Source organism: Pseudomonas sp. LBUM1672 (genome assembly GCF_059695655.1).
In genome coordinates this window covers 4,236,268-4,251,809 of the sequence record NZ_CP166781.1, presented here as the reverse complement: position 1 = coordinate 4,251,809, position 15,542 = coordinate 4,236,268, and the positions used below count along the sequence as shown (strand labels likewise).

General features: G+C 60.0%; 11 protein-coding genes and 1 pseudogene. 7 read left to right on the top strand and 5 right to left on the bottom strand.

Annotated features, from left to right (window positions below; all coding sequences use genetic code 11):
* The first annotated feature begins 155 nt into the window (after positions 1-155).
* The 4 genes from mgtA (at position 156) to ACA053_RS19420 (ending at position 7,354) form a co-directional block, all read left to right on the top strand.
* Positions 156-2,858, top strand: a complete 2,703-nt coding sequence (gene mgtA / locus ACA053_RS19435; RefSeq protein ID WP_497393437.1) for a magnesium-translocating P-type ATPase — start codon at positions 156-158, stop codon at positions 2,856-2,858.
* Positions 2,859-2,961: 103 nt separating this feature from the next.
* The gene (locus ACA053_RS19430) at positions 2,962-3,369 is read left to right on the top strand and encodes a response regulator (protein ID WP_497393436.1); all 408 of its coding nucleotides are present in this window, start codon (positions 2,962-2,964) and stop codon (positions 3,367-3,369) included.
* Positions 3,370-3,511: 142 nt separating this feature from the next.
* On the top strand, positions 3,512-4,132 hold the full coding sequence (locus ACA053_RS19425; protein WP_497393435.1) for a response regulator: 621 nt from the start codon (positions 3,512-3,514) through the stop codon (positions 4,130-4,132).
* Positions 4,133-4,168: 36 nt separating this feature from the next.
* On the top strand, positions 4,169-7,354 hold the full coding sequence (locus tag ACA053_RS19420; protein WP_497396208.1) for a transporter substrate-binding domain-containing protein: 3,186 nt from the start codon (positions 4,169-4,171) through the stop codon (positions 7,352-7,354).
* Positions 7,355-7,357: 3 nt separating this feature from the next.
* Here the strand turns inward: ACA053_RS19420 and dkgB are convergent, their stop codons facing one another.
* On the bottom strand, positions 7,358-8,161 hold the full coding sequence (gene dkgB, locus ACA053_RS19415) for a 2,5-didehydrogluconate reductase DkgB (protein WP_109633387.1): 804 nt from the start codon (positions 8,159-8,161) through the stop codon (positions 7,358-7,360).
* A 236-nt stretch (positions 8,162-8,397) separates the two neighbouring features.
* Positions 8,398-8,937, bottom strand: coding sequence for a PaaI family thioesterase (locus ACA053_RS19410; RefSeq protein WP_497393434.1), 540 nt, complete (start codon positions 8,935-8,937; stop codon positions 8,398-8,400).
* Positions 8,938-9,162: 225 nt separating this feature from the next.
* Between ACA053_RS19410 and ACA053_RS19405 the strand changes: the two genes are divergently transcribed.
* Together ACA053_RS19405 and ACA053_RS19400 are read left to right on the top strand one after the other, a co-directional pair.
* On the top strand, positions 9,163-10,029 hold the full coding sequence (locus tag ACA053_RS19405) for a pirin family protein (protein WP_497393433.1): 867 nt from the start codon (positions 9,163-9,165) through the stop codon (positions 10,027-10,029).
* Positions 10,030-10,160: 131 nt separating this feature from the next.
* Positions 10,161-11,603, top strand: coding sequence for a mechanosensitive ion channel domain-containing protein (locus ACA053_RS19400; protein WP_497393432.1), 1,443 nt, complete (start codon positions 10,161-10,163; stop codon positions 11,601-11,603).
* Positions 11,604-11,749: 146 nt separating this feature from the next.
* Here ACA053_RS19400 and ACA053_RS19395 read toward each other — a convergent pair.
* Positions 11,750-12,082, bottom strand: a pseudogene (locus tag ACA053_RS19395) (TonB-dependent receptor domain-containing protein); the annotation flags it as partial.
* A gap of 186 nt (positions 12,083-12,268) precedes the next feature.
* Here ACA053_RS19395 and ACA053_RS19390 point away from each other — a divergent pair.
* Positions 12,269-12,709, top strand: a complete 441-nt coding sequence (locus tag ACA053_RS19390) for a carboxymuconolactone decarboxylase family protein (RefSeq protein WP_497312596.1) — start codon at positions 12,269-12,271, stop codon at positions 12,707-12,709.
* On the opposite strand, the gene ACA053_RS19385 is transcribed toward ACA053_RS19390, so the two are convergent.
* Together ACA053_RS19385 and ACA053_RS19380 are read right to left on the bottom strand one after the other, a co-directional pair.
* Complete coding sequence (locus tag ACA053_RS19385) at positions 12,710-14,302, bottom strand: DHA2 family efflux MFS transporter permease subunit (protein ID WP_497393431.1); 1,593 nt, start codon at positions 14,300-14,302, stop codon at positions 12,710-12,712.
* A complete protein-coding gene (locus ACA053_RS19380) occupies positions 14,299-15,420 on the bottom strand; it encodes an HlyD family secretion protein (protein WP_497393430.1) in 1,122 nt (373 codons plus the stop codon). The genes ACA053_RS19385 and ACA053_RS19380 overlap by 4 nt, the downstream gene beginning before the upstream one ends.
* Positions 15,421-15,542 lie beyond the last annotated feature (122 nt).

The window sequence follows — 15,542 nt, the reverse complement described above, 5'->3', positions numbered from 1 at the left end:
GAGTAGCGGCCTCCCGATCGAGCCAGTTGCGGCCCGACTCCCGATGTCCCTCTCATCGACGCCTGATCGTGTGTGATGTTCGACGTGCCTGTCGTCATCGCAGCGACTCGACACGCCTGCTCGAAGGTCTCCCGGCTGACCCTGGGGGCAACGCCATGAACCTTACCCTGCTCAAGGAATTCTTCGCCGGATTCCTGCGCACCCGTCACATCGGCCGGCACTTTCGCCGACTGGCGCTGCTGGAAAGCTTCACCGACACCACGGTCAGCCGTGAAGTACCGCCAACGCTGGCGCAAACCCTGGTCACCGCAGCTAACAGCGACACCGGCGCCTTGCTGAAAAAACTCGGCAGCCACACCGACGGCTTGAGTGAACAGGAAGCCGACACCCTGCGCGGGCAATTCGGCCTCAACGAAGTCGAGCACGAACAGCCACTGCCGTGGTGGACTCACCTGTGGCACTGCTACAAAAACCCGTTCAACCTGCTGCTGACCTTGCTCGCGGTGATCTCCTTGCTGACCGAGGACATGAAAGCCGCCATCGTGATTTTCTCGATGGTGGTGCTTTCGACCTTGTTGCGCTTCTGGCAGGAGAGCAAATCCAACCAGGCCGCGGACGCCCTCAAGGCCATGGTCAGCAATACCGCCACGGTGCTGCGCCGGGAAGCGCCGCGTACCGAGCTGGCGATCAAGCAATTGGTGCCGGGCGATCTGATCGTGCTCTCGGCCGGTGACATGATCCCCGCTGATTGCCGGGTGCTCAGCGCCAAGGACCTGTTCGTCAGCCAGGCGGCGATGACCGGCGAATCGATGCCGGTGGAAAAATTCCCGCGCCAGCAGGACCGCGACAGCGGCAATCCGCTGGACCTCGACAACATCCTGTTCATGGGCACCAACGTGGTGTCCGGTACGGCGATGGCGGTGATTCTCACCACCGGCAACAATACCTATTTCGGCGCCCTGGCCCAGCGGGTCGGCGCCACCGATCGTGCGCCGACCTCGTTCCAGACCGGGGTCAACAAAATCAGCTGGCTGTTGATCCGCTTCATGTTCGTCATGGCGCCGCTGGTGCTGTTCATCAACGGTTTCACCAAGGGCGACTGGACCGAAGCGCTGCTGTTCGCGCTGTCGATTGCCGTGGGCCTGACCCCGGAAATGCTGCCGATGATCGTCACCTCGACCCTGGCCAAGGGCGCGGTGTTCCTGTCGCGTAAAAAAGTCATCGTCAAACGCCTCGACGCGATCCAGAACTTCGGTGCCATGGACGTGCTGTGCACCGACAAGACCGGCACCCTGACCCAGGACAAAATCTTCCTCGCCCGTAACGTCGACGTCTGGGGCAACGACTCCGACGACGTGCTGGAAATGGCCTACCTCAACAGCTACTACCAGACCGGCCTGAAAAACCTGCTGGACGTGGCGGTGCTCGAACACGTGGAAATCCACCGTGAATTGAAGGTCGGCACGGCGTTTCGCAAGGTCGATGAAATTCCGTTCGACTTCACTCGCCGGCGCATGTCGGTGGTGGTCGCCGAGCGCGATCAGCCGCCTCTGCTGATCTGCAAAGGCGCGGTGGAGGAAGTGCTGGCGGTGTGCACGCGGGTACGTCACGGCGTTGTCGATGAAGCCCTGAGCGAGGAACTGCTGGCGCGGATTCGCCAGGTCACTGCTGCCTTCAACGCTGAAGGCTTGCGGGTGGTCGCGGTCGCCGCGCGTCCCATGATCGAAGGCCGCGACACGTACAACCTGGCGGATGAACAGGCGCTGACGCTGATCGGCTATGTGGCGTTCCTCGATCCACCGAAAGAAAGCACCGCCCCGGCCCTGAAGGCGCTGGCCGCTCACGGCGTCGCGGTGAAAGTGCTCACCGGTGACAACGAACTGGTGACGGCGAAGATCTGCCGCGAAGTCGGCCTGGAGCAACAAGGCCTGCTGATGGGCAACGACATCGAGCGCATGAGCGACGCCCAATTGGCAGTGGCGGTCGAGACCACCAATGTCTTTGCCAAACTGACGCCGTCGCACAAGGACCGCATCGTGCGTCTGCTCAAGGGCAACGGCCACGTGGTCGGTTTCATGGGCGACGGCATCAACGATGCGCCGGCGCTGCGTACTGCCGACATCGGCATTTCGGTGGACAGCGCCGTGGACATCGCCAAGGAAGCGGCCGACATCATCCTCCTGGAAAAGAGCCTGATGGTGCTGGAGGAGGGCGTGCTGGAAGGGCGCCGCACCTTCGCCAACATGCTCAAGTACATCAAGATGACGGCCAGCTCGAACTTCGGCAACGTGTTCTCTGTGCTGGTGGCGAGCGCGTTCATTCCGTTCTTGCCGATGCTGCCGATGCACCTGCTGGTGCAGAACCTGCTGTACGACATTTCACAGATCGCCATCCCGTTCGATCACGTCGATGACGAAATGCTCAAGCAACCGCAGCGCTGGCAGCCGGCGGATGTCGGGCGCTTCATGCTGTTTTTCGGCCCGATCAGTTCGATTTTCGACATCACCACGTTTGCCCTGATGTGGTACGTGTTCGACGCCAATACCCCGGACCACCAAACGCTGTTCCAGTCTGGCTGGTTCGTGGTCGGGTTGCTGACCCAGACGTTGATCGTGCACATGATCCGCACCCCGAAAATCCCGTTCCTGCAAAGCCGCGCGGCGATGCCGTTGATGGTCATGACCGGGATCATCATGGCCGTGGGGATTTTCCTGCCGATGGGGCCATTGGCGCACTACTTCAAATTGCAGGCGCTGCCGTCGCTGTATTTCGTGTTCCTGCCGGTGATTCTGCTGGCGTACATGGTGCTGACCCAGGCAGTGAAGGGCTTTTACATTCGGCGGTTCGGTTGGCAGTGATTGTCGGAGGCTGCGGCTATTTCAGAAAAGTCCTACAGAAACATCTGTGCGCCTCCCGTAGCCTCGCCGCTTCAAAAATCAGCTATTCACACATGAGGCTACGATGCCGAATAAAGCCTTGCGCATCCTGATCGCCGACGAGCAGCACTTTCACCGGATGATCATCGAGCGGCTATTCAACCAACTCGATTATTACCGGGTGGCACCGGTGCACGACCTTGCGTCAATGCTGACCCTGGTCGAGTACGGTTGCGAGCCGTTTGACCTGGTGGTCGTCAACGCCGCGCTGGGGGCAGGCGAGCTGGATCTGCTCGGGTACTTTCTCGATAACCGGCAGGTTTGCCACGCGCTGATTTTCGACGGGCAACAGGCGCAGTTGCCGCCGATTCCGGCCTGCGGGCAACAGAAAATTCGGGTGAGTCACGATGTGCTGCCTGATCTGGCGTGCATTCAGCAGTTGATGACGATCATTGACCCATCGCCGGAGTTTTATCAGCGGTATGCCGGGTGATGGCGGCGCACCGTTCGTCGGAACTGTCATTTCTTACAGGTAGAATCTGCCTTTCCCCCATGCAACAGTCTTGGCGCAGCCGTTGCGTCTGCCCCGGCGTTTTCCGGCGAACATTCGTTGAGTCTTTGCACAGGGAGTTGTCATGAAATCAGTGCTGATTGTCGACGATCATCCGGTGGTCCGCGCCGCACTCAAGCTTGTTCTTGAACGGGAGGGTTTCAAGCAGATTCATGAGGCGGCAAGCGTTGGGGAAGCGTTGACGATACTGCGGGAGCATCCCGTCGATCTGCTGATCCTGGACCTGGTGATGCCCGGCGGCAACGGGCTGGATTTGCTTGAGCGAATCAGGGCGAGCGACTGGAAATGTGTGGTGCTGGTTTTCACCTCGCTCGATCCGCTGTTTTTCCAGGAGCGTTGCATGCGCGGTGGTGCCTTGGCGTACGTCTCGAAAACCAACAGCCTGGATCAATTGCACAAGGCCGTGCAAGCGTTGAGGGCGGGTTATACCTATTTCACGCAGTTGCTTTCCAGACCGATGAACCCGCTGCAACACAGCGAAAAAAAGTTGATCGATTCACTGTCCAACCGTGAGTTGACCATCTTGCAATACCTCGCCCGAGGCCTCTCCAACAAGGCGATCGCCGAAGCCATGAACCTGAGCCACAAAACCGTCAGCACCTACAAAACGCGTTTGATCATAAAACTGGGGGTTATGGCGGCGGTGCACCTGCGGGATTTCGCCATACGCAATCACCTGATCTGAGTGCGCCCGCCCGTGCGTGTATGGCTGCTTATCCTCATGGTGTGCCTCGTGCCGCCAGCGCCGGCCATCGCCGGCGAGCCTGAGCGCTTGCAGGTGCTGGGGCGTTCCACAGTGGAGGGCTACGAGGTCAGTCTGGATGAACAGGACCGCCAATGGCTGCGCAACAAACGCGTCTTGCGCCTTGGGGTGAGCGGGCCGGACTACCCGCCGTTCGAGGTGACGCGCAATCACAACGAGCTGGAAGGTATCACCGCTGATTACGCCATGCTCATTGCGCAGATGCTCAACGTGCAGATCGAGGTGCTGCGTTATGTCACCCGTGAAGCGGCCATGGAGGCGCTTAAATTCGGCGAGCTGGATGTGCTGGGGACTTCGAACAACTTTGAACTGGCCGACCCCGAGCTGATCCTGTCCAGTGCTTATGCTGATGATCAGCCGATGCTGGTCACCCGACTGGACGAGCACATGCCCGTGGATCTGGCGGGTAAACGGATTGCCATGGCCGAAGATTACCTGCCGGCGCAGACCGTTGAATCGTTCTATCCCGAGGCCAGCCTGCAGCGTTATCCGTCGACGCTCGATGCGCTCGGGGCGGTGGCGTATGGGCAGGTTGACGTCTCTCTCGTAGACATCTTCAGCGCCAATTACCTGATCAACAATAACTACCTCAATGACGTTCAGCTGATGGGGCCGTCGGGCCTCGACGCTAACCCGTTCGGCTTCGCGCTGGCTCGGGACAACCTGGCGCTGAAGGACCTCATCGACAAGGCGCTGGCGGCGATCCCCATGGATCAGCGCACGGTTATCGAGCAGCGCTGGAGCGCCGGCAGGGCCAAAGTGGCGGGGCAGCAACGCGTGAGTCTGAGCGAGAGTGAACAGCGCTGGCTGGATCAGCATCCAATGGTGAAGGTGGGTGTCGTCGGGGACTTTGCGCCGTTGACGTTCTACGATACCGAGGGACGATTCAGTGGGTTGACGGCGCAATTGCTGAAGCTGATCAGCCAGCGCAGCGGTTTGAACTTCGACGTGTTGCGAGGCCAGACCCTGGACCAGCAGATCCAGCGCCTCAAGGCCGGCGAGATCGATGTCTTGCCCGCCATCATCCCCACGACCGAAGGCGTTGGCGGACTGCACTTTACCCGGTCCTATTTGATCAATCCGTACATGCTGGTCAGTGCGACTACCTCCGGTAACCCGAAGACGCTGGACGATCTGGCCGGTAAACGTCTGGCGATTTATCCCCGTCACCCGATGCGTGCGTTCATTCAGAAACAGGCACCCGATGTGCAGATGGTGGACGTACAAAACCCGGCCCAGGGTCTGGAACTGGTGGCACAGGAACAGGCCGATTTCGCGCTCAGTTCATTGTTCATTACCCGTTACCTGATTGCCCGGTATTACCAGGGCCGTTTGCGCATCAGCAGCACCGTGGGCGATGAGCCGGCGCGCATCGCTATGGCAACCGGCCGTGATGAATCGGTGTTGAACTCGATTTTAAACAAGGCGTTGCTGAGCATTTCGCCCGAGGAGATGGACGATCTGGTCGCCCGCTGGAGCAACGATGTCGTCGTGGATGACAGCTATTGGCTGCGTCATCGCCAAGGCATTTTGCAGGCGTTTGCCGCGGCCGGGGTCTTGTTGCTGCTGGCCTTGGGCTGGATTGCCTGGCAGCGTCGGCAGATTCGCCAGCGCCAGCAGTGGCTGCAGCAATTGCAGGATGCCAAAGACGCAGCGGACGATGCTAACCGGGCCAAAACCACGTTTTTGGCAACCATGAGTCATGAAATCCGTACACCGATGAATGCCCTGATCGGGTTTCTGGAAATGGCCTGGAAGCGGGCAGAAGAGGGCGTGGCAGACCGTACGGCCCTTGAAGTCGCGTCAGCGGCCGCGCAACAGTTATTGGGGTTGATCGGCGATATCCTCGACATCGCCCGCATCGAGTCCGGGCATTTATCCCTGACACCTGAACGCGCCAATCTGCGGGCATTGGTGGAGTCGGTCTGCCGGGTTTTCGAAGGGTTGGCACGGCAGAAAAACCTGGAATGGCGTGTCGAAATGGACGCGCGCAGCGATCGCGACGTGTTGATCGACCCCACGCGCTTCAAGCAGGTGCTGTCCAACCTGTTGAGCAACGCGACCAAGTTCACCCGTGAAGGGGAGGTGAGTTTGACGTTGAGTGTGGTGCCCGGATTGTCGGGGCATCTGGTGGTCAATGTGCGCATTGAAGACACCGGCATTGGCATCAGCGCAGCTGATCAGAAGCTGTTGTTCAGTCCGTTCGTTCAGGGCGGCAACAGCCAGCAATCCGCTCGCAAGGGGGCCGGGTTGGGACTGGTGATCAGCCGCACGTTGTGTGAAATGATGGGTGGCCACCTGGAGCTGCGCAGCGTCCTCGGGCAGGGCTCGAAAGTCGAGATCAGCCTGTCGCTGATCGCGTTGCAGCCGCTGCCCGCCGATGAATCGGCGAACAGGGCGCTGGTGCAGGTCCCCACGCGGTCCCTGACTGTTCTGGTGGTCGACGATCACTCGGCCAATCGCCTGTTGCTCTCAAGTCAGCTGAGCTACTTGGGGCACCGCGTGATGGAGGCCGAGGATGGCGAGCAAGGGCTGGAACTGTGGCGTGCACACGAGTTTGACCTGGTCATCACTGACAGCAATATGCCGAGGCTCAGCGGTTATGAATTGACCGGTGCGATACGCGATGAAGAGTGTGCGCAAGGTTTGCCGCCGACGCTGATTCTGGGTTTTACCGCCAATGCGCAGTCTGAGGAAAAGGTCCGGTGTCTGGAAGCGGGCATGGACGATTGCCTGTTCAAACCGATTCGGCTGGCGGATCTGAGTAGCTGGTTGGCCGACTGGTTTTCAGAGATGACGAGCGAACAATCTTCATCGTCCGAGATGGACTTGAGCGAGCTGGAAAAATACGTCGGTGAAGACCGGACGTTGATTAATAAATTGCTGCGCGAACTGGCACTGACTAATCGAGATGACCGTAAAAACCTGCTTCAGGCACATGCCGACAACAATCTCCCCGGTCTGCGAGAGCTGGCGCATCGCATCAAGGGCAGTGCGCGCATGGTTCGGGCTCAACGGTTGATCGAGTGTTGCATGGTGCTGGAAAGTGCCTGCGCCGAAGGTCGCGCGACATTGATCGACGAAGCCGTCGATCAATTGCAGGACGCCATGCGCAGTCTCGAACAGAGGCTTGAGCAGGACTGACGCTTAATCCCAGTGCGGCGCGATGCCTTTGGGGCTGGTCAAACGATGGCCGCGCTCCAGGCTGGCGATCAACGCCATGTCGGCTTCGCTCAACTGCAGGGCGCAGGCTTGCAGATTGCTTTGCAGGTTGGCGCGTTTGGTGGAAGAGGGGATGACCGCGTAGCCCAGTTGCATGGCCCAGGCCAGCGTGACTTGGGCCGGGGTTGCCCGCAGTCGATCGGCGATTTGCTGGATGACCGGGTCTTTCAACACTTCGCCGTAGGCCAGGGTCATGTAGGACGTGATCTGGATGCCCTGACGCTGAGCAAACTCAACGACCTTGCGGTTTTGCAGGTACGGGTGCAGTTCGATCTGGTTGGTCGCGATGTGCTCGGCACCGACCGCCGCAATCGCCTGTTGCATCAGGTCGATGGTGAAGTTGGACACACCGATCTGCCGGGTCAGGCCCTGGCGTTTAGCTTCGAGTAAGGCGCCCATGAATTCTTCGACCGGCACTTGATCTTCCGGGGACGGCCAGTGGATCAGCGTCAGGTCCAGGTAGTCGGTCTGCAGTTTGCGCAGGCTCTCTTGGAGGCTGTCGATCAGCCGGTCCTTGGCGAAATTGGCGACCCAGATTTTGCTGGTGATGAACAGCTCTTCACGGGCGATGCCGCTGGCGGCGATGGCTTCGCCGACCTCGGCTTCGTTTTCATAGATTTGTGCGGTGTCGATCACCCGGTAGCCCAGCTCCAGGCCGGTGCTCACCGAATCGATGACCACCTGGCCTTGCAAGCGAAAGGTTCCGAGACCGAATGCGGGAATAGACATCAATGACTCCAGGGGTTGCAGTGGGAATGGGCAGGAGTATCCCCGCGTGCCTCCCTGGGAAAAACCGCTGGATGGGCAAAGCACTGTTTACCGCAAGTCATGAATCGTGGGGCAGCCTGGGGGATTGAGGGTGTCTGGTCTGCCGTCTTCGCGGGCAAGCCTCGCTCCTACAGGGGGCGGCGTTGCGTTTGTAGGAGCGAGGTTTGCCCGCGAAGGCCCCGACTCGGTCTCGGAACTTACCCCCGAGCCTCAAGAATCATGCAAGTGGTCGACCCGGTCGCATACAGTCGCCCGTCCACATCATAAATCCGCCCCTCGGCCAGCGCAGTGGAACGACCCAGATGCACGATTTTGCCCTCGGCCCGAACCGGTCCGCTGGTGCCGGTCAATGCGCGGACATAACTGATGCGCAAATCCAGCGTCGTATACCCCTGGCCCTTCTTCAGTTGCGTATGAATCGCGCAGCCCATGCATGAATCCAGCAAGGTCGCCGCATAGCCGCCATGCACGCTGCCCAGCGGGTTGTAATGCCGCGAATCCGGCGTGCCCTGGAAAATGAACAGCCCGGCCGACCATTCGATGGGGATGAAATCCATCAAGGCGCCGATGGGCGGTGAAGGCAGTGCACCGTCGCCGATACCCTCGAAAAACTCGGCGGGCGACAGCGCACTGACCTCGGCCATCGACAGGCTGCCCGGTCCGGCAAGACGCGAGCGTATGGCCTGTTCCTGGGCGATCCATTGGGCGAGGGTGGCGTCGCGGTTGGGGCTTTGCATGATGAGGTCCTCAGGCGGGAGCGGATATTATGGTTGTAATTTTTATCAATATTATGTCCGAAATAAAAACTCCGCCAGCCCCGTGTGTCGTCTCCTTAAGCAATGAGGAAACCTTCACCATTGTTCTCCAGATAGGACGCTGAGGTTGATTTTTGCGGTCTAGTGCATCATTGGGTTCGGTTTTAAGCTGTGTCCATCGCGTCAAACCACGAATTTGGAGACAGGATGAAAAATATCATCGGGATTTACACCAGCTCGCGGACCCACTGGGTCGGCGACGGTTTTCCGGTTCGTACGCTGTTTTCCTACGACAACCTGGGTAAACACATCAGCCCGTTCTTGCTGCTCGATCACGCAGGCCCTGCCGAATTCACCCCGACCACCGAACGTCGTGGTGTGGGGCAGCATCCACATCGCGGCTTCGAAACCGTGACGATCGTTTACAAGGGCGAAGTGGAGCACCGCGACTCCACCGGCAGCGGCGGCAAGATTGGCCCCGGCGATGTGCAATGGATGACAGCGGCCTCGGGGATCCTTCATGAGGAATTCCATTCCGAAGGCTTCGCCAAGCGCGGCGGCACCCTGGAAATGGTGCAGCTGTGGGTCAACCTGCCGGCCCGGGACAAAATGGCCGATGCCGGTTACCAGACGATTCTCGATGGCGACATCCCGAGCCTCCCGCTCAAGGACCAGGCCGGCAGCCTGCGCCTGATCGCTGGCGAGTTTGAGGGTCATACCGGTCCAGCGCGCACGTTTACGCCCATCGATGTCTGGGACCTGCACCTCAACGGCGGCAAGTTGTTGACCCTCGATCTGCATGAAGGTCGCAACACCGCGGTCGTGGTGCTGCGCGGCACGGTTGAGGTCAACGGTCTGGAGCTGGTGCGCGAAGGGCAGTTGGCATTGTTCGAACGCGATGGCCATCAGCTCAGCCTGGAAGCCAATGACGATGCCGTGGTGTTGCTGCTCAGCGGTGAGCCGATCGACGAACCGATTGTTGGTCACGGCCCGTTCGTGATGAACAGCGAGCAAGAGATTCATCAGGCCTTTGCTGATTTCCAGTCCGGCCGGTTTGGCGAGATGAGCGACTGAGCAAGTGTTGTACTGACAAAACCCGGCAGGAGCGAGCAGGCTCGCTCCTACATTGGTTTTGCACCAAACACTCCTACAATGTGCCCAATATGTGAGATCTTCGCGCCATTGGCCTTCGCTGGAGTTGCTTGATGCTGTCACTGCTTACCAATCACCCCTTGATCAGCGCGCTGGTCCTGGTCCTGATCGATCTCGGATTGTGGCGCTTGATCAGTGCCAATGGCAGCAACTGGAAATTGGTCGTACGGCTGGTGATTTTTGCGTTGTTCAGCGTCCTGCTGTTCAACGAAGGCATGAACCCGCTGGAGCCGGCACCCTGGGTCGATAACGTGCCGCTGCACCTGGCGGCCACGGGGTTGCAGATTGGCTGGTGGCTGTTCGCCGCGCGCACATTGACGGTGCTGATCGGTGCGCTGATGATGCAGCGGGTCGGGCACACCGGGCGGTTGTTGCAGGATCTGCTTGGTGCGGTGATCTTCCTGATCGCGGTCATTGCCGCTCTGGCCTACGTGCTCGAATTGCCGGTCAAAGGCGTGCTCGCCACCTCGGGTGCGTTGGCGATCATCGTCGGCCTGGCCTTGCAAAGCACCCTCAGCGACGTGTTTTCCGGGATCGTCCTCAACACCACCAAACCCTACCAACTGGATGACTGGATCTCCATCGACGGCACTGAAGGCCGGGTCACCGATATTGACTGGCGGGCCACGCGCCTGCAAACCTCCCAAGGCAGCATGGCGGTGATCCCCAACTCGCTGGCGGCCAAGGCCAAGATCATCAATTTCAGCCGCCCCAGCGATATGTTCGGCGTTTCGATCAGCCTGCAACTGAGCCCGCACGCGCGCCCGCAAACGGTGCTCGACGCGCTGGAGCGGGCGATGCAGGGTTGCCGTTATCTGCTGAACAAACCGGCGCCAAGTGTGGCGTTGAAAGGCTCCAATGCCAGTGGCGTGGAGTACGAAATCAGCGGTTTCGTGGTCTCGATGGATCAGAAACGCATGGTCCGCAATCTGCTGTTCGACCTCGCGTACCGGCACTTGCAGGCATCCGGCGTCAGCCTGTTGTCGAACGTCGAATCCAACGCACCTGCCGGCCTGTCACGGCCACGGGCGTTGCTGGACAGCTCGAACATATTCTCGACACTGCGTCAGGAAGAGAAAGAAACCTTCAGCCAGAACATGACGCTGCAAACCTTCCGTGCGGGTGACATGATCATGCCGGCAGGGGAGGTCAGCGATCACCTGTTCATCATCGAATCGGGTGTGGTCTCGGTGCAGTTGAGCCGTGGCGGGGTCAAGTTTGAATCCGGGCGCATGGGCCCGGGCGAGGTGATCGGCGAGGGCGGGATTCTGTCCGATACCGCACTGCCGGCAGAGTTCACCGCGAAGACGCCCTGCAGCTTGTATCGGATCGAGAAGGACTACCTAAAACCGTGCCTGGATGCGCGGCATGACATCAGCGAAGCGATGAAGGCGTTGCTGGATTTCCGCTTGCACAAGGCGCAGTCGTTGACCCAGGAAGTGCCGAAAGTGGTGGAGAAGAAAGGGTTTTTGCGCTGGTTGCGGAGTCGGGCTTAGCGATTTCGGGTGGATGGCCGCTGCGCGGTTCGCGAGCAGGCTCGCTCCCACAGGGATTGTGGTTCCCCTGAAGAAACTCGGTCCAATGTGGGAGCGAGCCTGCTCGCGATAGCGATGGCGATGGCGGACTCCCCACAGTATTCCGATCAGAAATCCAGCGTCGCCGACACCTTCAACGTCCGCGGCGTCCCTTGGGTCAAACACCCATCATTGGCCGACGCCCAATAAGCCTTGTTCGCCACGTTCTCCAGATTGGCGCGCAAGGTGATTTCCTTGTCATCGAGCGTAAAGGCATACCGCGAACCCACATCAAAACGATTCCACGCCGGAATGCTTTGGGTGTTGGCGGCATTCAAATACTGCCCACCCGTGCGCAACATCCGCGCACTGAACGCTGCGCCTTCGATCCCAGACACGTCCCAGTCCGCCCCGACGTTGAGCTGAAAGCGCGGCACGCCGACCGCGCGGTCGCCGTTGTTGCGGGCATCCTGACCTGAGTGCAACTAAGAATTGATCGCATTCTGGCGGTGTTCAACGAGCGCTGGCAATTGTCTTTTTGATCGGCCCTGCCAATGGCCTCCTCGACTTCTGAAATATTGGCTATTTGTCGGCGGCGTCGTCAGGAATAACGTAGCTCCACCCCCCATTTGCTATTGGAGTCCACCATGAAACCTCGTCTCGATTTCTACACCGCTTCCCCAGACGCCCTCAAAGCCATGATCGCGCTGGAAGGCGCTGTTTCGAAGCTGCCGCTGGAAAAGACCCTGATCGAACTGGTCAAGCTGCGCACCTCGCAAATCAACGGCTGCGCCTTCTGCCTGGATATGCACAGCGCCGATGCCATCAAGGGCGGTGAAGACCAGCGCCGTCTGTACACGCTGTCGGCGTGGCGTGAAACGCCGTTCTTCACCCCACGTGAACGTGCGGCGCTGGCGTGGACTGAATCCTTGACCCTGCTGAGCCAGACCCACGCCCCGGATGAGGACTACGAACTGGCAGCGTCCGAATTCAGCCCGAAGGAACTGGTCGACCTGACCGTGGCCATTACCACGATCAACGCCTGGAATCGTCTGGCGGTGGGGTTCCGCAAAATGCCTCAAGCCTGATCAGTGAGCATCCGCTGACGGCGCGGCCGGTGGTTGCACCTTGCGCATCAAGGGCACCATTGCCGTGGCAATGATGAAGCAGACCATGATCATCAGAAACGCGTCACCGTAGGTCTGGGTCTGGGCTTCGCGGTAGGTCAGCAGCCACAGTTGATGCAGGCTGGCGGTGACGCCGGCGTCACCGCTCTGGCCGAGGGTCGCGAAGTTGTTGCCGACCTGGGACAGCCATTGGTTCAGCGCTTCGTTGGTGCTGTTCAGGTGTTCTGCCAACCGAGTGAAGTGCAGGTTGGTGCGGTCGTTGAGAATGGTCGCACACGCGGCGATGCCGATGGCGCCTCCCAGGTTCCGCATCAGGTTGAACAATCCCGAAGCATGTTTGAGCCGCGCCGGCGCCAGTCCGCCGAGGGTCAATGTCACCGCTGGCGGCACCGCCAGTTGCTGGGCAATCCCGCGCAAGGCTTGCGGCAGCATCAATTCTTTAGCCCCCCAGTCATGGGTGATCGGGCTGAAATCCCACATCGACAGCGCGAACAGCCCAAGGCCGGTCATCATGATCCAGCGCAAGTCGATGCGATTGGCCAGAAAGGCGTACAGCGGAATCGCCATGATCTGGAACACCCCGGTGGAGAAAACCGCCAGACCAATGTCCAGCGCGCTGTAGCCGCGCACCCGGCCGAGGAACAGCGGCGTCAGGTAAATCGTGGCGAACAGGCCAATCCCGGTGACGAATGAAAAGAAACAGCCGAGGGCGAAGTTGCGATCCTTCAAGGCGCGCAAATCGACGATCGGGTTGGCCACGTGCAAGGTTCGGCCGATGAAGGCCAGGCCGGCGAGGCCGCTGATCCACGCTGTGGTCAGAATCGTGCTGTCGCTGAACCAGTTCCAGCGCGGGCCTTCTTCGAGGGTGTATTCCAGGCAGCCGAGAAACAGCGCCATGAACACCATGCTCAAGTAGTCGGCGCCTTTGAGCAGCGACAGTTCCGGCTGGTCGATTTTCACCAGCATCGGCACCGCCACCGCGACGAAAATCCCCGGCACCAGGTTGATGTAAAACAGCCAGTGCCAGGACGAAATGTCGGTGATCCAGCCTCCAATCACCGGCCCCAGAGTCGGTGCCAATGAGGCCACCGCGCCGATGGTTGCCGCCGCGATCACCCGTTGTTTGCCGGTGAAGAAAAAGAACGCGGTGGTGAACACCAGCGGGATCATCGAACCACCGAGAAAGCCTTGCAGGGCACGGAAGGCGATCATGCTCTGGATGTTCCAGGCCGCACCGCAGAGCAGGCTGGCCAAGGTGAAGCCCACCGCTGAAGCGCAAAACAGCCAGCGCGTCGAGAACACCCGCGACAACCAGCCGGATAACGGGATCACGATGATCTCGGCGATCAGGTAACTGGTTTGCACCCATGCCGTTTCATCGGTGCCGGCCGAGAGTCCACCGCCGATGTCACGCAACGAGGCGGAGACGATCTGGATGTCCAGCAGCGCAATGAACATGCCGATGCACATGGTGGCGAAGGCGAAGACTTTGGTCGCCGTCGTCATGCTGGCAGCATTGAACGGTTGCGCAGGGGCGGCGAGGGCGCGACTCATGGCGCGCTGGCCACGGCCGGGGATTCGGGGTCTTTGCGGGTGTCCACTTCGGCGGTCACCGACAGGCCCGGACGCAAGTGACCGAGTACGCCATCGGCGGGATCAAGGATGATTCTCACCGGCACACGCTGAACGATTTTGGTGAAGTTGCCGGTGGCGTTTTCCGGTGGCAGCACGCTGAACTGCGAGCCACTGGCCGGCGCCAAGCTGCCCAGGTGACCATGGAATACCTGCCCGGACAGCACGTCGGCATGAATGACCACCCGTTGACCCGGAATCATGCGCGCCAGTTGATCTTCCTTGAAGTTGGCATCGACCCATAATCCACTGGAAGGCACCACCGATAGCAGTTGCGAACCGGCCTGTGCGTAGGCTCCGGTTCGTGCCCGGCGATTGCCGATCACACCGTCCACCGGCGCCTTCAGTTCGGTGTAACTCACGTTCAATTGCGCCAGATCACGTTCGGCGTGGGCCTGCATCAGCGCGGCGCGGGCTTGCTGTTTTTGCGTGGCGATCACGTTCAGCTGACGTTGCGCCGCCAGCAGCTCGGCCTGAGCCCGCGAACTGAACGCCTGAGCCGTTTTGAACGTCGCATCGGCACGCTGGGCGCTTTCCACCGAAACGGCATTGCTGCCGACCAATTTTTTGTAGCGCGCATTGTCGTCCCGTGAGCGCTCGGTTTCGGCGCCAGCGGCATCGATGCCGGCGCGGGCCTGGCCGATCACCGCGTGTTGCAGTTGTTCGGTGGCGTCGAGGTTGGCAAGCAAGGCTTCTTCGGCAGCCACCGCACCTTCGGCCTTGGCCAGGTTGGCGCGGTAGTCACGCGAGTCGAGTCGGATCAGCACATCGCCGGCCTTGACCTTCTGGTTGTCGGTGACCAGCACTTCTTCGATGTACCCCGCGACTTTCGGCCCGATCACCGTCACGTCACCGCCGATATAGGCATCGTCGGTTTCTTCGATAAAACGGCCGGCTGTCCACCAGTGCGTCGCGTACAACCCGGCAAACACCAGAGCAGCAATGGCCGCCGTCAGCAGGATCAACCGTTTGAGCAGGGGAGGCTTGGGTGTGCTCACCGGGACAGCAACGTCGGATTCGAGGCTGGGCATGCTGGTCATTTGAATGAATACCTATGGGAATCGAGTCTTTATTACGAATGTAATATGACGTAGGTAATATTTAGTGGCAAATGATTTGTGCATCCGGTCGTCAGGTGGTCGGCGGTAACCGCAAGGACACC